Annotated in this window: 15 protein-coding genes; 6 read left to right on the forward strand and 9 right to left on the reverse strand. The window is 63.6% G+C overall.

Annotated features, from left to right (window positions below; all coding sequences use genetic code 11):
* Nucleotides 1-12 precede the first annotated feature (12 nt).
* Entirely contained in the window at nt 13-1,455 is a 1,443-nt protein-coding gene (locus AC1D1N_RS07635; RefSeq protein ID WP_477347620.1) for an MFS transporter, read from the forward strand.
* 22 nt (nt 1,456-1,477) lie between these two features.
* Here AC1D1N_RS07635 and AC1D1N_RS07640 read toward each other — a convergent pair whose 3' ends face one another.
* Nucleotides 1,478-2,182 (reverse strand): nitroreductase, encoded by a 705-nt coding sequence (locus AC1D1N_RS07640; RefSeq protein WP_112565214.1) that lies wholly within the window; start codon nt 2,180-2,182, stop codon nt 1,478-1,480.
* Between the two features lie 41 nt (nt 2,183-2,223).
* Nucleotides 2,224-2,385: a hypothetical protein gene (locus AC1D1N_RS07645; protein ID WP_436260475.1), complete on the reverse strand. Its 162-nt coding sequence runs from the start codon at nt 2,383-2,385 to the stop codon at nt 2,224-2,226.
* 80 nt (nt 2,386-2,465) lie between these two features.
* On the opposite strand from AC1D1N_RS07645, the gene AC1D1N_RS07650 reads away from it, so the two are divergent.
* The 5 genes from AC1D1N_RS07650 to AC1D1N_RS07670 are packed head-to-tail and all read left to right on the forward strand — an operon-like array spanning nt 2,466 to nt 9,998.
* Nucleotides 2,466-3,008, forward strand: coding sequence for a helix-turn-helix domain-containing protein (locus AC1D1N_RS07650; protein WP_477348825.1), 543 nt, complete (start codon nt 2,466-2,468; stop codon nt 3,006-3,008).
* A 15-nt stretch (nt 3,009-3,023) separates the two neighbouring features.
* Nucleotides 3,024-5,477: a GcvT family protein gene (locus AC1D1N_RS07655; RefSeq protein WP_477347622.1), complete on the forward strand. Its 2,454-nt coding sequence runs from the start codon at nt 3,024-3,026 to the stop codon at nt 5,475-5,477.
* Nucleotides 5,474-6,373 carry a homocysteine S-methyltransferase family protein gene (locus tag AC1D1N_RS07660; protein WP_477347624.1) on the forward strand — a complete coding sequence of 300 codons (900 nt, stop codon included), beginning with the start codon at nt 5,474-5,476 and terminating at the stop codon, nt 6,371-6,373. Before AC1D1N_RS07655 ends, AC1D1N_RS07660 begins: the two co-directional genes overlap by 4 nt.
* Nucleotides 6,373-7,554, forward strand: coding sequence for a pyridoxal phosphate-dependent aminotransferase (locus AC1D1N_RS07665; RefSeq protein ID WP_477347626.1), 1,182 nt, complete (start codon nt 6,373-6,375; stop codon nt 7,552-7,554). The genes AC1D1N_RS07660 and AC1D1N_RS07665 overlap by 1 nt, the downstream gene beginning before the upstream one ends.
* Complete coding sequence (locus AC1D1N_RS07670) at nt 7,551-9,998, forward strand: GcvT family protein (protein ID WP_477347628.1); 2,448 nt, start codon at nt 7,551-7,553, stop codon at nt 9,996-9,998. Before AC1D1N_RS07665 ends, AC1D1N_RS07670 begins: the two co-directional genes overlap by 4 nt.
* A gap of 144 nt (nt 9,999-10,142) precedes the next feature.
* Here AC1D1N_RS07670 and AC1D1N_RS07675 read toward each other — a convergent pair whose 3' ends face one another.
* From AC1D1N_RS07675 to AC1D1N_RS07705, 7 genes are all read right to left on the reverse strand, one after another.
* Nucleotides 10,143-10,730, reverse strand: coding sequence for an NAD(P)H-dependent oxidoreductase (locus AC1D1N_RS07675; RefSeq protein ID WP_477347630.1), 588 nt, complete (start codon nt 10,728-10,730; stop codon nt 10,143-10,145).
* The gene (locus tag AC1D1N_RS07680) at nt 10,730-11,311 is read right to left on the reverse strand and encodes an NAD(P)H-dependent oxidoreductase (protein WP_477347632.1); all 582 of its coding nucleotides are present in this window, start codon (nt 11,309-11,311) and stop codon (nt 10,730-10,732) included. The genes AC1D1N_RS07675 and AC1D1N_RS07680 overlap by 1 nt, the downstream gene beginning before the upstream one ends.
* A gap of 226 nt (nt 11,312-11,537) precedes the next feature.
* Nucleotides 11,538-12,941, reverse strand: a complete 1,404-nt coding sequence (locus AC1D1N_RS07685) for an FAD-binding oxidoreductase (RefSeq protein ID WP_477347634.1) — start codon at nt 12,939-12,941, stop codon at nt 11,538-11,540.
* Nucleotides 12,941-14,251: a cytosine deaminase gene (locus AC1D1N_RS07690; protein ID WP_477347636.1), complete on the reverse strand. Its 1,311-nt coding sequence runs from the start codon at nt 14,249-14,251 to the stop codon at nt 12,941-12,943. Before AC1D1N_RS07690 ends, AC1D1N_RS07685 begins: the two co-directional genes overlap by 1 nt.
* 229 nt (nt 14,252-14,480) lie before the next feature.
* Complete coding sequence (locus tag AC1D1N_RS07695) at nt 14,481-15,332, reverse strand: ABC transporter permease (RefSeq protein WP_436260483.1); 852 nt, start codon at nt 15,330-15,332, stop codon at nt 14,481-14,483.
* Nucleotides 15,319-16,128 (reverse strand): ABC transporter ATP-binding protein, encoded by an 810-nt coding sequence (locus AC1D1N_RS07700; protein WP_477348827.1) that lies wholly within the window; start codon nt 16,126-16,128, stop codon nt 15,319-15,321. Before AC1D1N_RS07700 ends, AC1D1N_RS07695 begins: the two co-directional genes overlap by 14 nt.
* 18 nt (nt 16,129-16,146) lie before the next feature.
* The gene (locus AC1D1N_RS07705) at nt 16,147-17,151 is read right to left on the reverse strand and encodes an ABC transporter substrate-binding protein (protein ID WP_112565191.1); all 1,005 of its coding nucleotides are present in this window, start codon (nt 17,149-17,151) and stop codon (nt 16,147-16,149) included.
* Nucleotides 17,152-17,169: the final 18 nt, after the last annotated feature.

Raw genomic sequence — 17,169 nt, forward strand, 5'->3', positions numbered from 1 at the left:
TCGAACATCCCCATGACCGCAGAACTATCCGCCGGCGCCACGGATCGCGCCGATGTGTCGGCCAGAGCCTTGCTCCTGCTGCCGCTGACGGTCGCCTGCGGCGTGTTCATGACCAGCCTCGACCAGAATGTCGTGGTCACCGCGCTGCCCGGCATCAGCGAAAGCCTCGGCCGCCCGCCGAGCCAGCTTGGCCTGTTGATCACCGTCTATGTCGCCAGCCTGATCATCTCGATGCCGCTCGGCGGCTGGGCCGCCGACCGCTTCGGCCTGCGCAATGTCTACTGCTTCGCCTTGCTGGTGTTTGCGGCGTCATCGGCGCTCTGCGGGCTGTCCAACGACATCTGGACGCTGGTCGGCGCCCGCGCCCTGCAAGGGTTTGGCGGCGCCTTGATGGGCACGCTCGGCCAAGTCGTCATCCTGTCGACCTTCCCGCGCAGCTGTACGCTGAAGATCAACATGTATATTTCGCTCGCCGGCCAGTCCGGACCGCTTGTCGGGCCGCTCGTCGGCGGCGCGCTCACCACCTACATTTCCTGGCGCTGGATCTTCTTCATCAACGTGCCGTTCGCGCTGGCGGCAGCCATCCTTGCCGCCTCGCTGTTTCCGACGGTCACCAAACCGGTGCGCACGCCGTTTGATTTTCCAGGCTTCCTGCTGGTCGGCGGCGGCATGGTGCTGCTGGTCTTCGGCATGGACTCACTTGCCGCGAAAGATGCATCCGGCAGCATGATCGCGGCCGAGCTGGCGCTGGCGATCGTCATCCTGACGCTTGCCACCTTCTACTGCCTGCGTGCCCGCAACCCATTGCTTGACCTGAAACTCCTGCGCATCCGCACCTTCCGCATCTCCTTCCTCACCGGGGGCGGACTGGACACGATCGGCTTAAGCTCCGTGGTCTTCCTGCTGCCGCTGATGTTCCAGCTCGGCTTCGGCATGAGCGCGGTGCAGGCGGGATCGCTGACCTTCGTTGCCGCAATCGGATCGCTGATCATGCGTATCTTCATGCCGCGCCTGCTCAACCGCTTCGGCTTTCGCCGTGTGCTGGTCGTCAACACACCGATCGTTGCCGCCATGGTTGCCGGCTTCGCCTTGATAGAGGCCGCCACACCGGTCTGGATCGTGCTTGCCTATATCTTCGCCTTCGGTGTCCTGCGCTCGGCGCAGTGGGCGTCGACCGGCAACCTCGCCTATTCCGACATCGCCCCCGACCAGCTCGCCCGCTTCAGCGCGCTCTACTACATTCTCTGGCAGCTGGCGGTGGCGATCAGCGTCGGCCTGGCAGCCGCGCTGCTGTCATTCCTGGCCGGCGGCGGGCCTGCCGTGACCAACGATTTCCGCATCCTGTTCGTGGTCGAGGGCGTCATCACGCTGTGCGCGCTGATCGCCTATCTCAAGCTGACGCCGCAGGACGGCGCCCATGTCAGCGGTCACGGCGCGCAGATGACCGTGGAATAGAACCGGCGAGCTAAGACCCGCCCTATTCGCTGAACGTCACCCACTCTTCCAACGGCACGCGGTCGGTGCGGAAGTCGTTTTCGGGCTTGGACGTGTCCTCATGGCCGAGCGCCATGCCGCAGACGACGATCTCCTCGTCGGGAATGTTGAGCACCGGCCGGATCTGCCGGTGATAAGGCGCGAAGGCTGCCTGCGGGCAGGTGTGCAGCCCCCTGCCCCGCGCCGCCACCATGATGTTTTGCAGGAACATGCCGTAGTCGATCCACGAGCCCTGGTTCAGCCGCCGGTCGATGGTGAAGATCATGCCCACCGGCGCATCGAAGAAGACGAAGTTGCGGTCGTGCTGGGCGCGCATCTTGTCGACCTCGCGGCGACCGATGCCAAGCGCCCCGTAGAGCCCGAAACCGTTGGCGCGCCGGCGGGTCAGATAAGGTTCGAAGAACTGGGTGGGATAATAGCGATACTCGTCCCAATCGGCCTTTTCGGCGCGGATACCGGAGTTGAGGATGGCATCTGATATCTGCTGCTTGATCTCGCCCTTGACCACATAGACCCGCCATGGCTGCATGTTGGTGCCGGAAGGCGCGCGCGCGGCAACGGAGAGAATGGCGCGGATCGTCTCGTCATCGACCATGTCGGGCAGAAAGGCGCGCACCGAACGGCGCGACAGGATCGCCTCGTCGACAACAGCCGCGTCCTGCGTGATTTGGGCGTTTTTTTCCAGCATGGGCCGTCCCTTTGCGCATACCCGGAAAGCCGAAACGGCTTTCAGGGAACACATTGCGCAGATTCCAAACCTTGGTCGCCGATCCGGCGCCCCCACATCAGCCGTTCGTGGCCGAGCCTTTGCATGAACCGCCAAAATCGCGCAAGCAAATCTTGTGGCCCCATGAAAATCCCCTTGATTTTTTCACGGGCGTGGGCTCTCATGAAATTCACTCCGGAATTTTCACAAAGTGAGCGTTTTGTCCCCAGCTATCGCCAAAACATTGCAGGGATCTGACGAACGCCTGCTGGCGAGCGATATCCGTGCGCTGCGCAAGGCGCGTGGGCTGACGCTGGCCGAGATCGCGCTGAAGCTCGGCCGCTCCGTCGGCTGGGTCAGCCAGGTCGAGCGCGGCCTGTCGATCCCTTCGCTGGGCGACCTCCGGGCCTTCGCCGATTTGTTCGGCGTGCCGCTCAGCCTGTTCTTCAGCCATGATGTGCCGATCGAGAAGGAGCGCGGCGTTGTCGTTCGCGCCGGCAGCCGGCGCACGCTTGGCACAAGCGAAACTGGCCTGGTGGAGGAGCTTCTGTCGCCCGATCTCGGCGGTAGTTTCGAGATGGTGCGCTCGATCTTCGCGCCTGGCGCGGAGATGAAGAGCGAGCAGTTGCGGCCGACCGAGGAAGCCGGCTACATCGCCTCGGGTATTTTCGAGATCGAGCTCGCCGGCGTCTGGCATCGTCTCGGCGAAGGCGATTCCTTCCGCTTCGAACGCAAGCCGTACCGCTGGCGCAATCCCGGCACCGAGCCGGCCGTGGTTATCTGGGTGGTTTCACCGCCTGTCTATTGAACGAGGGTTTCTAATATGGCCGGTTTGCCGACCACGGCACGCGTGGTGATCATCGGAGGCGGTGTCGTCGGCACCTCCTCGCTCTACCACCTGTGCAAGGCGGGCTGGACCGACTGTGTACTGCTCGAAAAGAACGAGCTGACATCGGGTTCGACCTGGCATGCCGCCGGCAATGTGCCGACCTTCTCATCGTCATGGTCGCTGATGAACATGCAGCGTTATTCGACCGAGCTCTATCGCGGCCTCGCCGAAGCGGTCGACTATCCAATGAACTATCACGTCACCGGCTCGCTTCGCCTCGCCCATACAAGGGAGCGCATGCAGGAATTCCAGCGCGCCAAGGGCATGGGCCGCTACCAGGGCATGGACATCGACATTGTCGGCCCCGACGAGATCAAGCGCCGCTATCCCTTCATCGAGACGCATGATCTCAAAGGCGCGCTCTACGACCCGAGCGATGGCGACATCGACCCGGCGCAGCTGACGCAGGCGCTGGCCAAGGGCGCCCGCGACATGGGCGCGAAAATCATCCGCTTCTGCCCGGTGTCACGTGTGCGCCGCGAGAATGACGAATGGGTGGTTGTAACTCCACAAGGCGAGATCCGCTGCGAGATCGTCGTCAACGCCGCCGGTTACCGTGCCGCCGAAGTCGGCAAAATGTTTGGCCGCGACGTCCCGATGATGGTGATGAGCCACCAGTACATATTGTTCGAGGAAATCCCCGAACTCATGGCATGGTCGAAGGAACAGGGCAAGAAACTGCCGCTGCTGCGCGATGTCGACACCTCCTACTATCTGCGCCAGGAAAAGAACGGCATGAATCTCGGCCCCTATGAGCGCAATTGCCGCGCGCATTGGGCGACCCACAACGATCCGATGCCAGAGGATTTTTCCTTCCAGCTGTTCCCCGATGATCTCGACCGTCTCGAGCACTATCTGGCCGACGCCGTCGCCCGCGTGCCGATCCTCGGCACTGCCGGCCTCTCCAAGGTGATCAACGGGCCGATCCCCTATGCGCCGGACGGCAACCCGCTGATCGGTCCGATGCCCGGCGTCCCCAACGCCTTCGAGGCCTGCGTCTTCACTTTCGGCATCGCGCAAGGCGGCGGCGCCGGCAAGGTGCTGGCCGAATGGGTGACGCAGGGCCAGACCGAATGGGACATGTGGTCCTGCGATCCACGCCGCTTTACCAGCTTTGCCGCCGCGCCCGACTATAGCGTCGCCAAGGGCATGGAGATCTACGGCAACGAATACGCCATCCAGTTCCCGCGCCATGCCTGGCCCGCGGCGCGTGACCGCAAGCTGTCGCCGATCCACGATCGCATCAAGGCGCTCGGCGCTCAGTTCGACGCCTATAATGGCTGGGAGCGCGCCACCTGGTACGCGAAGGACAGCGACGACACGTCGGAAGAAGCGACGCTGACCTTCCGCCGCGAAGGGCCGTGGCACCACCGCGTGCGCGAGGAATGCCTGGCGGTGCGCGACGCCGCCGGCATTCTGGACCTGCCCGGCTTCTCGCGCTTCAACCTCGAAGGCCCTGGCGCAGCCGAATGGCTGGCGCTGCAGGTCACCGGCCTGGTGCCCAAGCCCGGCCGCATCGGCCTCGTCTATTTTGCCGACGAAAAGGGCCGCATCGTTACCGAGATGTCGGTGGTGCGCCATGGTGAAGAGCAGATGACGCTGATCACCGCGGCGGTAGCGCAGTGGCACGATTTCGAATGGCTGAAGTCGCGCATGCCGAAGGACGCAGCTTTCACCCTCACCGACAGGACCGAAGACTATTCGACGCAAATCCTCGCCGGTCCCAACGCGCGCAAGATTCTGGCCGAGGTCTGCTATGCGGATCTCTCGCTGCCATGGCTGACGCATCAGGAAACCACGATCGCCGGCCGCTGGACGAAGCTGGTTCGCGTGTCCTTCGCCGGCGAACTCGGCTGGGAAATCCACACCAAGGTGGAAGAAACCGCCGCCATCTTCGACGCCGTCTGGGCGGCGGGACAAAAGCACGGCTTGAAACCGTTCGGCATGTATGCGCTGGATTCGCTGCGTCTTGAAAAAGGCTACCGCACCTGGAAGGGCGACCTGTCGACCGACTACACGATCCTGCAGGGCGGGCTCGAACGCTTCGTCAAATGGGACAAGCCTGACTTCCGCGGCAAGGCCGCCCTGCAGAACGAAAAGCAGCAAGGCGTGAAGAAGCGCTTCGTCACGCTGGTCGTCGAAAACCCCGGCGATTGCGACGCGCCGTCGGTGTCGACGCTGTGGCATGACGGCAAGATCGTCGGCGAAACGACGTCGGGCGGCTGGGGTCACCGCATCGACAAGTCGATCGCGCTCGGCATGCTGCGCGCCGACCTGGCTGAACCCGAGACCGCCATCGAGATCGAAATCTTCGGCGACCGCTTCAAGGCGGTCGTGCAGAGGGACGAGCCGCTGTGGGATCCGAAGAACGAGAGGCTGCGGGCGTGAAGACTGTTATCCTCACCGATGGCGGTATGGGCCAGGAGTTGGTCCGCCGCAGCAAATCCGAACCGACGCCGCTGTGGTCGGCCAGGGTGCTGATCGACGAACCGGATCTGGTGCGCGACCTGCATGCGGAATTCATCCGTGCCGGCGCCCGCGTCATCACCATCAACACCTATTCGGCCACGCCGGAGCGGCTGGCGCGCGAGGGCGCGGAGGAACTGTTCAAGCCGCTGCAGAAGTGCGGCATCGAGCTTGCAAGGCAAGCTTGCGAGCAAGCCGGAGAGGCAACCATCGCCGGCTGCCTGTCGCCGCTGTTTGGCAGCTATGCGCCGGCACTGACCATTTCCTATCAGGACACACTCGACATCTACCGCCGCATCGTTGCCGAGCAGGCGGACGGCGTCGATCTCTTTCTGTGCGAAACCATGGCCTCCGCCGATGAAGCGCGCGCGGCCGTCACGGCAGCATCGGAAAGCGGCAAGCCGGTCTGGGTGTCATGGACGCTGGCCGACCACGGCACCCCGCGCCTGCGGAGCGGCGAAGCGATCGCCGCGGCCTCGCGTGCACTCGACGGCCTGCAGCTCGCGGCACGGCTAGTCAATTGCTGTCGGCCAGAAGCGATCGCCGCGGCACTGCCTGAGCTGATCGATCTCGGCGGCCCGGTCGGCGCCTATGCCAACGGCTTCACCTCTACAGAAGCGCTCAAGCACGGCGGCACCGTCGATGTGCTGCACGCCCGCCACGACCTTGGTCCGGATGCCTATGCCGACCAGGCGCTCGGCTGGGTCGAGGCCGGCGCGAGCATCGTCGGCGGATGCTGCGAAGTCGGCCCTGCCCACATCGCTGCCTTGCATGACCGGCTCGAACAGGCCGGTTACCAGATTTCGGGAGTTCAATGATGCCCAGACCGTCAAAGCGCATTTCCGGCATCGTGCCTTCGGGCAAGGATGGCTGGGAGGTCCACACCGAGGCCTGGGCCCGCAAGGAGGCCGGCCAGGACATCATCATGCTGTCGGTCGGCGACCATGATTTCGATACGCCGAGCCAGACGATCGAAGCCTGCGTGACGGCGGTTCGCGGCAGCAACCACCATTACACCCCGCTTCCCGGCGTTCCGCGCCTACGCAGAGCAATGGCGGCGGCCTCGACCGCTTGCACCGGCATCGAGACGAACCCTGACCAGGTGATTGCCACGCCGGGCGGCCAGGCAGCGCTTTATGCCGCGGTGCAGGCCGTGCTCGACCAGGGCGACCATGCCATCGTGGTCGCGCCCTATTACGCTACCTACCCCAACACGTTCAGCGCCGCCGGCGCCAGTTTCACCGTGGTCGAGACCCCGGCCGAGGACGGTTTCCAGCCGCGCGCCGACAGGATCCGCGCGGCACTCAAGCCGAACACTCGCGCCATATTGATCAACACGCCGAACAACCCGACCGGTGCTGTCTATTCGCGCGAGCGGCTGGAAGAACTGGCCGCAATCTGCCGCGAGCATGATCTCTGGCTTTTGTCGGACGAGGTCTACTGGACGCTGGGCGGCGGCGAGCACATCTCACCGCGCGGCCTGCCCGGCATGGCTGAGCGCACGCTGGTCATCAACTCGATGTCCAAGAGCCATGGCATGACCGGCTGGCGCATGGGCTGGCTGACCGGCCCGACTGAGATGATCACGCTGTTGACCAACCTCAATCTGGTGACGACCTACGGCCTGCCGGCCTTCATCTCGATCGCTTGTGCCGAGGCGCTGGAGAACCGTTACGGCGTCAAGGAAATCGCCGAGCGCTACGCGGCGCGCCGCACCGTTCTGCTCGACGCGGTGCGCGGCATGAACAATGTCACCGTGCACGGCTCCGAGGGCGGCATGTATGTCATGCTCGACATCTCGGCGGTCGAGCCCGACGACGAGAAATTCGCCTGGGCTTTGCTCGATGCCGAAAAGGTCGGCGTCATGCCGGGCTCCAGCTTCGGCAAGGCCGCCGCCGGCCATATCCGCATCAGCCTCTGCCAGCCGGAACCTGTGCTTCAGGAAGCCGCAAAACGCCTGCGCCGTTTTGCATCCAGCTATCGCCGCGAGGCCGCATGACCAAACCCATTCCCACCAAAGCCCGCGCCGTGATCATCGGCGGCGGCGTCTCCGGCTGTTCCGTCGCCTATCATCTGGCCAAGCTCGGCTGGACCGACATCGTGCTGCTCGAACGCAAACAGCTTACGTCGGGCACGACTTGGCACGCCGCCGGCCTGATCGGCCAGCTGCGCGGCTCGCAGAACATGACGCGGCTGGCGAAATATTCGGCCGACCTCTACGTCAAGCTGGAGGCCGAGACCGAAGTCGGCACCGGCATGCGCCAGGTCGGCTCGATCACCGTGGCGCTGACCGAGGAGCGCAAGCACGAAATCTATAGGCAGGCCTCGCTCGCCCGCGCCTTCGATGTCGATGTACGCGAGATTTCACCTAGGGAAGTCAAAGAGATGTATCCGCATCTCAACGTGTCAGACGTCGTCGGCGCGGTGCATCTGCCGCTCGACGGCCAGTGCGATCCCGCCAACATCGCCATGGCGCTGGCCAAGGGTGCGCGCCAGCGCGGCGCCACCATTGTCGAGAATGTGAAGGTCACCAAGGTCCACACCAAAGCCGGCCGCGTCACCGGCGTGTCGTGGGCCCAAGGCGAAGACCAGGGCACGATCGAGGCCGACATCGTCGTCAACTGTGCCGGCATGTGGGCGCGTGAACTCGGCGCCAAGAATGGCGTCACCATCCCGCTGCATGCCTGCGAGCATTTTTACCTGGTCACTGAACCGATCCCCGGCCTCGGCCGGCTGCCGGTGCTGCGCGTTCCGGACGAATGCGCCTACTACAAGGAAGATGCCGGCAAGATGATGCTCGGCGCCTTCGAGCCGGTGGCCAAACCCTGGGGCATGGACGGCATCCGCGAGGATTTCTGCTTCGACCAGTTGCCCGAGGACATGGAGCATTTCGAGCCGATACTCGAAATGGGCGTCAACCGCATGCCGATGCTGGCCACCGCCGGCATTCACACCTTCTTCAACGGGCCCGAAAGCTTTACCCCGGACGACCGCTACTATCTCGGCGAGGCGCCGGAGCTATCGGGCTACTGGATGGCGACCGGCTATAACTCGATCGGCATCGTCTCCTCCGGCGGCGCCGGCATGGCGCTGGCACAATGGATCAACGATGGCGAAGCGCCCTTCGACCTCTGGGAAGTCGACATCCGCCGCGCCCAGCCGTTCCAGAAGAACCGCCGCTATCTAAAGGAGCGTGTCTCCGAAACGCTCGGCCTGCTCTATGCCGACCATTTTCCTTACCGGCAGATGGCAACGTCCAGGAATGTCAGGCGCTCGCCGCTGCATGAGCATCTGAAGGCGCGCGGCGCGGTCTTCGGCGAGGTCGCCGGCTGGGAGCGCGCCAACTGGTTTGCCCGCGAAGGACAGGAACGCGGATACCGCTATTCCTGGAAACGGCAGAACTGGTTCGGCAACCAGCGCGAGGAGCATCTGGCGGTCCGCAACAAGGTCGGTCTGTTCGACATGACCTCGTTCGGCAAGATCCGCGTCGAGGGCCGCTATGCCTGCGCCTTCCTGCAAAGACTCTGCGCCAACGATATGGCCGTGGCGCCGGGCAAGATCGTCTACACCCAGATGCTCAACCAGCGCGGCGGCATCGAGAGCGATCTGACGGTGTCGCGCCTGTCGGAGACCGCCTACTTCCTCGTCGTGCCCGGCGCGACGCTGCAGCGGGATCTCGCTTGGCTGCGCCGGCATGTCGGCGAGGAATTCGTCGTCATCACCGATGTCACGGCCGCCGAGGCCGTGCTCTGCCTGATGGGTCCGGATGCGCGAAAGCTGATCCAGAAGGTCAGCCCCAACGATTTCTCCAATGAGAACAATCCGTTCGGCACGTTCCAGGAGATCGAGATCGGCATGGGCCTGGCCCGCGCGCACCGCGTCACCTATGTCGGCGAACTCGGCTGGGAGCTCTATGTCTCGACCGACCAGGCGGCCCATGTCTTCGAGGCGATCGACGAGGCCGGCGCGGATGTCGGCCTGAAACTCTGCGGCCTGCATACGCTGGATTCCTGCCGCATCGAAAAGGCCTTCCGCCATTTCGGCCACGACATCACCGACGAGGACAATGTGCTGGAGGCCGGCCTCGGCTTTGCAGTGAAGACGGCAAAAGGCGACTTCATCGGTCGCGACGCGGTGCTCGAGAAAAAGGAGGCCGGCCTGTCACGCCGGCTGGTCCAGTTCCGGCTGAAGGACCCTGAGCCCCTGCTCTTCCATAATGAGGCCATCCTGCGCGACGGCAAGATCGTCGGCCCGATCACCTCAGGCAATTACGGCCATTATCTTGGTGGCGCGATTGGGTTGGGTTATGTGCCAAGCAAGGGCGAGAGCGAGGCGGATGTGCTTTCCTCATCCTACGAGATCGAGATCGCCGGCGAGCGTTTTGCCGCGGAAGCCTCGCTGAAGCCGATGTATGATCCGAAGGCGGAACGGGTGAAGATATAGCGCTCTCTTCCTTCGCCCCGTTCACGGGGAGAAGGTGGCCCGAAGGGCCGGATGAGGGGCGGCGCCAAGGTCTGCAGAGTTCGCGCCGCCCCTCATCTGCCTGCCGGCATCTTCTCCCCGTAAACGGGGCGAAGAAGGCTAACCTCAAAACCGCTCCAGCTTCCCTCGGACCTTGACCAGAAACGCCGCCCGGCTTTTCGGCGTCGAGGCATCCATCAGATAGTGCGCCAGAAAGAACGTCCGGCAGCGGCGAGCGCACAGCGCCCGCATGCCGCGCAGCAAAGTCTTGCGGCCGGGCTGGCCGACGACAACGCTCCACCAGGTCGGCGCGCCGCAGGTGGTGATGACGCCGACCTTGGTGACATGCGTCATCAGCGACGTGATCCGCCCCTTGCCCGCCGGCAGCTTGAAGGCGACATCGGTCGCCCACACCCGATCGAGCCAGCCCTTCAGCATTGCCGGCAACCCGTACCACCAGGTCGGATAGATGAAGAGGATCGCATGCGCCCAGGCGAGATGCTCGAAATGCGGCTTCAGCGCCGGATCCTCCGGCGCGCGCTCATTGTAGGCGCGCCGCTCATCGCTGCCCATCACCGGGTCAAAGTTTTCCGCATAGAGGTCGAGCAGGCGCACATCCCAGCCCCGTGCCTTCAGCACGTCGACCGCTGTGTCGCGAATGGCGGCGCAAAAACTTTCGGGCACCGGATGGCAATAGACCACCAGCACACGCATCAGAATTCATCCATCCTGGCCGCGACCTTGGCGAGGAAGGCCGCCCGCGTATCATCGGTCGACAGGTTCATCGAATAATGCGCGAGGTAGGACACGGAGGCGCCGGGCTTGATCGTCGCCCGCAGCATCCGTTTGACCAGCCGGCGCGGCGGATCGCCCATCAGCATGGCGCGAAACCGGCCGCCGCCATAGGTGGTGACGGCCGCCAGTTTACGGATGTTGTGCAGCGATGGCTGCGCCTGGCCATCGACCATCTTGAACGACACTCCGGGCAGGAAGACGCGGTCGAAAAAGCCTTTCAGGATGGCCGGAAAGCCATAATTCCAGACGGGGTAGGACAGCACCAGCGCCTCGGCCTTAAGCAGACGCTCGACATAGGGTGCGGCCGGGTCCGCGGAGCTGCGCTGGTTGTGATAGTCCAGCCTCTCCGCGCGCGTCAGCCTGGGATCGAAATCCTCGGCATAGAGATCGCAGTCGTCGACCTCATGGCCGGCCGCCGTCAGCCGCTCGACGATCGTCCGGTGCATGCCGGCGTTGAAGCTGGTGTCCACCGGATGCGCATAGAGGACGAGGACTTTCATGGGAGAATCTCCCCCCTTGAGGGGGAGGTGTCGCCGAGGGCGACAGAGGGGGTCGCCGCGCGTGAAGCGCCAACTTTCTCTTTCTTCGAAAGGCCGAACCGCGTCGCGCCAGCCGAACCGACCCCTTCTGGCCTGCCGGCCATCTCCCCCTCAAGGGGGGAGATCCGACGTCGCCGCGGCTTTCGCCAATCGCCAATGGAGCCGGTGGACGGGCGCAAACCTCTCATCACACCGCCTTCTGCAGGCCCTTGAACAAAAAAGTCCGGCCCGAGCGATAGTCATAATCCGGATTTTCCCAGGCGATCATCTTGCCGGGGTTGAGCAGACCTTGCGGATCGGTCTCGCGCTTGAAGGCGAGCTGGATTTCGTCGGTCTGCTTCATGCCGCCTTCTTCCAGCGTGTAGCGATGCGGGTTGAAGATCGGGCAGCCATTCTCCTCATGCAGCCGGATGATCTCGTTAAGCCGCGCCTCTGTGGTGAATTTGACCAGCGGCAAGCCGAAGCAAGTGATGTTGCCGTCGAGCCGCACGAATTCGAGATGCGAGAAGACCTCGCCCGGAAACATCGCATCCATCTTCTCGACCAGCGCCAACTGGTTGGGAAACGGATAGAGCGACTGTAGGTAAGTGATCGCGGGATCGACGCGCAGTGCCCTGAGCGTGGTGTGGTTCCACGCCAGTTCGAAGCCCGGCGGCAGGCCTTTCTTCTCCTCGTCCGTCACTGTTGCCGCATTGAAGATGATTTCGCCGCCGGCGCGACGGGTGAACGCGAGGAAAGCGTCGAGCCCATGCCGGGCAACCATGACGACGCAGATGCTCTGCCCTTCCCTGAAAAACTTCTGGTGCCGCTTGAAATAGAGTTGGGGCACCGGGGCGGCGATCGGCGTGATCAGCTTCGTCAGAATGCCGTCCTGGCAGGCCAGCGCATTGCCGTAGCGGGCCGCCGGCATGAAAGCGTCGAAGCCGACGATCACGTCGATCCACTCATAGGCCGCCGTCAGCGGCATCTCGACTTCTGTGATTATACCATTGGTACCGTAGGCATGCGTGACCTTGTGCAAATCCTCGCCGGTGAGTTCGAGTGCCTTCGGCTCGGCCTCCATGGTGACGACCCGCAGGCGCAGCACATTGCCGAAATCGCGCAAGCCACCGAAATTGATCGAGCCGACACCGCCCGAGCCACCGGCGATGAAGCCGCCGATCGACGCCGTGTTGTAGGTCGATGGCGACAGCCGCAGTTCCTGCCCGGAATGCGCCCGCGTCGCTCTGTCGATGTCGGCCAGGATCGCGCCCGGTCCGGTCACCACACGCCCCGGCGCGATCGACTTGATCTCATTCATCTCGGCCAGATTGAGCACCACGCCGCCCGACAGCGGCATCGCCTGGCCGTAATTGCCGGTGCCGCTGCCGCGCGGCGTCACGGGAATGCCATGCCGGTGGCAGGCGGCGAGCACGCGGATCAGTTCGGCCTCGTTCTTCGGCGTCACGATCAGGTCGCCCGTGACATGGTCGAGCTGCTGTTTCAGCACCGGGCTGTACCAGTAGAAATCGCGGCTCTTCTGCTGGACGATGGCCGGATTGTCGTCGAGTTTTATCCCGTCGAGATCGCGTTTGAGCGCCGAAACATCCATTAGTCCACCATCAGTTCGTCGAGTTCGGCATAGTCGGGCAGCTGGCGTTCGATGGCCTTGCCGTCGCGCACGACGATGCGATCCGATTCGGGCCGCGACAGCAATTCCGTCCAGCTCCGTCCTTTGAAGATGATGAAGTCGGCGCTGCCGCCGGCAGCCAGCATGCCGAAGCCGTCGAGCCGCATCACCTTGGCCGGCGTCGTCGCCACCGCTTGCGGCCAATCGCCGACCGGATGGTCGAAATGCAGGATGCGCGTCGCCATGCGGTAGACCTCCAGCATGTCGAGATCGCCATAGGCATAGAACGGGTCGCGCGTGTTGTCGGAGGCGACGGCGACCGGAATGCCCCTCGCCTTCATCTCGTGCAGCAGTGTCACCCCGCGCCAGCGTGGCGTGGTCTGGTCGGCGCGCCGGTCCTGCAGATAGAGATTGCACATTGGCAGCGACACCACGGCCAGCCCGGCCTTGGCCACCTTGTCCAGCGTGTCCAGCACGTCGAGATCCGGCTGGCGTGCCAGCGAGCAGCAATGTCCCACCAGGATGTTACCCTCGAAGCCGTTCCAGAGGGCAGCCTCGGCGATCTTCTTCAGCGAGATCGCCGCGACGTCGTCCGTCTCGTCGGCGTGGAAATCGAGATCGAGCCCGTGCTTGATCGCCTCTGAAAACACCTTGTCGAGCAGTTCTTCGAGGTCCGGCACCATATAGGTGACGACGCCCAGCACGCCCTTGGCGGCAGCGACACGCTTGGCCAGCCTCTCGAACCATTCCTTGTCGCGCACGCCTTCGATGCCGAGCAGGCAGGCCGCCTGCAACTCGATGCGGCCACGCCATTTCTCCCGCATCGCCTCGAACACCGGCCAGGAGATTTCTTCCTGCGGCGGCACGCTGTCGAGATGCGTGCGCAGCGCCTTGGTGCCGTGCGCATAGGCTGAGCGCAGCGAGAAATCCATGCGCCGCGCCACATCCTCGGCATTCCAGCGTGCAGCGCGATCGGCGCCGGTGGCATTGAGTGCGCCCATGAAGGTGCCATCGGGATTGGGTTTTCGCGGCCAGATATGGCCCTTGTCGATATGGGTGTGGCAGTCGACGAAGCACGGCAGGATGATGCGGCCGGCAAGGTCGATGGCATCGGCCGGCGCTTTTGATTTCTTATGCGCGGCGACACTCGAGATATTGCCGTTAGCGACGGTGATGTCGGCCAATGCGAAACCGTCAGCATCGAAGGTGGCGGCAAGACCCGGCGTTAGTGACCGGTGAAGACGAACGTTGCCAAGTACAAACTGGCCGGAATCTGGAATCTGTGAGGTCACCGCTGCCCCTCATCCGCCTGCCGGCACCTTCTCCCCGTATAGTGACGGGGAGAAGGGGCTGTCGCGGCCGTCAGCGCTCGTTTTGCGAGGTTGACGATTGGCGAAACCATACGTGATGGCGTCTTTCTCCCCGTCTCTATACGGGGAGAAATGTCCGGCAGGACAATGAGGGGCAGCGCCAACGTTGGTACCGACGGCAGCCAACTTTTGTCCAAGGCGCAAAACATCATCACCGCTCCTGCTTCAGCGCGCTCTCGTGCCAGCGGCGCAGGATGAGATGCGACACCAGCGATAGCACCAGGAAGATCAATATGCCGGTGAGCGAAATCAGGATCAGCGCCGCAAACAACCGCGGCGCGTTGAGCCGGTAGCCGGCCTCGATGATGCGCGAGGCGAGCCCCGACGACTGCCCCTGCGCGCCGGCGACGAACTCGGCCACCACGGCGCCGATCAGCGACAGGCCGCCGGCGATCTTCAAGCCGCCGAGGAAATACGGCATCGCCGCCGGCAGCCTGAGATAGCGCAATTGCTGCCAGCGCGTCGCGCCGTTGAGCTTGAACATGTCGCGCAGATTGCGGTCGACGGAATTCAGGCCGAGCGTGGTGTTGGACAGGATCGGGAAGAAGGCGACGATCCAGGCACACAGCAACAGCTTCACCGTCTGGTTGTTCACGTAGATGTTGATCAGCGGAAAGATCGCCACGATCGGCGTCACCTGCAGCACGATGGCGAAGGGGAAGAACGACATCTCCACCCATTTCGATTGCGCGAACAGCACCGCCAGCCCGACGCCGCCGATGACGGCGAGAAGCAGGCTGAGGAAGGTGATCCGGAGCGTCACCAGCAGCGACGAGAACAGCAGCCCAGCATCGTCGTAAAGCGTCTGCAGCACGACGCCCGGACGCGGCAGGATGTATTTCGGGATCTCGTTCCAGACGCAGATGCGGTCCCAGAACCAGATCGCCAGAATCATGATTGCCAGCGGCAGCACCCACCGGCCGATCCGCTCCAGTCGCTCCTGGCGCACGCGGCCCGCCTCCTCCGGATCGAGGGTCAGCACGGGTTGCTCAATGGCCGTCATGGTGCGGTCCGGCTGATGTGTTGATGGCATTGACCAGGATGTCCGAGGCCTGACGGCAGAGCGCGGCGTAGTCGGGCGAGGTCCGAAACACCTCGTCGCGCGGATAGGCCGCATCGATTGCAAGCTCGGCATGGACGCGTCCCGGCCGCGCCGCCATGACGACGACGCGGTTGGACAAAAACACGCTCTCGAAGACGCTGTGGGTGACGAAGACGACGGTGAAGCGTTCGTCCTGCCACAGCTCCAGAAGATCATTGTTGAGCTTGAAGCGGGTGATCTCGTCGAGCGCGGCGAACGGCTCGTCCATCAAAAGGATGCGCGGCTTGGTCACCATGGCGCGCGCGATCGAGACGCGCATCTTCATGCCGCCGGAAAGCTCGCGCGGCACGGCATTCTCGAAACCGGTCAGATGCACGCGCGCCAGCATCTCGGTCACCGCAGGTGCTGCCTTGGCGCGTGAGATGCCTTTTAGCCGCAACGGCAGCCAGACATTGTCGAAGACATTGGCCCAAGGCAGCAGCGTCGGTTCCTGGAAGACGAAGCCGATATTGGCGCGGTCGATCGAGCCGCGCCAGCCGAGCACGCCAGAGGTCGGCGTCGACAGGCCGGCGATCAGACGCAAAGCCGTCGACTTGCCGCAGCCGGACGGCCCGAGCAGGCTGAGGAAATCGCCTTCGCGGATTGTCAGGTCGACGTCGCTCAGCGCCGTCACGCCGTTGGAAAATACCTTGCCGACGTGGCGCAGCGCCAAAAGCATCGGGCCTTCACCCGATGCCGCCATGGGCGCCTGCGCCATTGTCTCCAGTCTCACGATTTACTTCTTCAGCTCGAGCCCGACGCCCTTGTTGATGAAGGCCAGCGTATAGGCCTTCTTGATGTCGATGCCGGGCTGCGCGACCTTGGCCTTGACCATCTTGTCGTAGAAACTCTGAATGCGTGCGTCGGTCATGGCGCCGATGCCGAGCTTTTCCGTATCGCCGGAATCGACCACGCCGAATTTTTTGAGCTGCTCGATCGAGAAGGCGATCTGCTCATCCGTCATGTCAGGATTGTCCTTCTTGATCATGTCGTTGGCGGCCTTGTTGTCGCCGTAGAGGTAGTTGTACCAGCCCTTGGCCGAGCCATCGACGAAGCACTGCACCACCTCCGGCCGCTTGTCGATCGTATCCTGCATGACCTCGACGGTGGTCGCATAGGTCTCCCAGCCATAGTCGGCGAGCAGGAACTGGTTGGGCAGGAAGCCGCCCGCTTTCTGCACCGCGAACGGCTCAGAGGTGACATAGCCCTGCTGGATCGACTTCTTGTTGGCGATGAAGGGCGCCGGGTTGAAAGTGTAAGGCACGCGCTTGGCGGCATCGAAGCCGAGTTCGGTGACCATCCACTGGAAGAAGGTCTGCGCGCCCTCGTCACCCAGAATGTACTGGTCGGCGTTCTTCAGGTCTTCCCATTTGTCCAGCCCCTGCCCCGGTTGGGACATGATGACCTGCGGGTCCTTCTGGAAATCGGCCGCCACGACCCGCATCGGAATGCCTTGCTGGACGGCGTCGAAGGCCGACAGCAGATTGCCGCCCATATAGAAATCGAGCTTGCCGGCGAGCAGCAGCGGCCGGCCGCTGACCTGCGGGCCACCCTGCGAAATGGTGACATCGAGGCCGCAGGCGGCATAGGTGCCGTCGGCCACGGCCTGGTAGTAGCCGCCATGTTCTGGCTCGGCCAGCCAGTTGGTGCCGAAGGTGACCTTCTCGTTCGCCGCAGCCCCTAGCGTACTGGCTCCAAGCAGCGCGAGCGCGACCGCTGAAATCTTCTGTTTTCCGTACATCAACACCACCCTCTGTTG

Source organism: Mesorhizobium sp. P2_B5 (genome assembly GCF_056404775.1).

What these genes read in the sequence shown, in the direction of transcription:
- AC1D1N_RS07685 (WP_477347634.1), bottom strand. Translation starts at nt 12,941, where the DNA reads ATGGATGTTTCGGCGCTCAAACGCGATCTCGACGGGATAAAACTCGAC.
- AC1D1N_RS07680 (WP_477347632.1), bottom strand. Translation starts at nt 11,311, where the DNA reads ATGAAAGTCCTCGTCCTCTATGCGCATCCGGTGGACACCAGCTTCAAC.
- AC1D1N_RS07640 (WP_112565214.1), bottom strand. Translation starts at nt 2,182, where the DNA reads ATGCTGGAAAAAAACGCCCAAATCACGCAGGACGCGGCTGTTGTCGAC.
- AC1D1N_RS07665 (WP_477347626.1), top strand. Translation starts at nt 6,373, where the DNA reads ATGCCCAGACCGTCAAAGCGCATTTCCGGCATCGTGCCTTCGGGCAAG.
- AC1D1N_RS07670 (WP_477347628.1), top strand. Translation starts at nt 7,551, where the DNA reads ATGACCAAACCCATTCCCACCAAAGCCCGCGCCGTGATCATCGGCGGC.
- AC1D1N_RS07675 (WP_477347630.1), bottom strand. Translation starts at nt 10,730, where the DNA reads ATGCGTGTGCTGGTGGTCTATTGCCATCCGGTGCCCGAAAGTTTTTGC.
- AC1D1N_RS07635 (WP_477347620.1), top strand. Translation starts at nt 13, where the DNA reads ATGACCGCAGAACTATCCGCCGGCGCCACGGATCGCGCCGATGTGTCG.
- AC1D1N_RS07655 (WP_477347622.1), top strand. Translation starts at nt 3,024, where the DNA reads ATGGCCGGTTTGCCGACCACGGCACGCGTGGTGATCATCGGAGGCGGT.
- AC1D1N_RS07700 (WP_477348827.1), bottom strand. Translation starts at nt 16,128, where the DNA reads ATGGCGCAGGCGCCCATGGCGGCATCGGGTGAAGGCCCGATGCTTTTG.
- AC1D1N_RS07705 (WP_112565191.1), bottom strand. Translation starts at nt 17,151, where the DNA reads ATGTACGGAAAACAGAAGATTTCAGCGGTCGCGCTCGCGCTGCTTGGA.
- AC1D1N_RS07645 (WP_436260475.1), bottom strand. Translation starts at nt 2,385, where the DNA reads ATGAGAGCCCACGCCCGTGAAAAAATCAAGGGGATTTTCATGGGGCCA.
- AC1D1N_RS07695 (WP_436260483.1), bottom strand. Translation starts at nt 15,332, where the DNA reads ATGACGGCCATTGAGCAACCCGTGCTGACCCTCGATCCGGAGGAGGCG.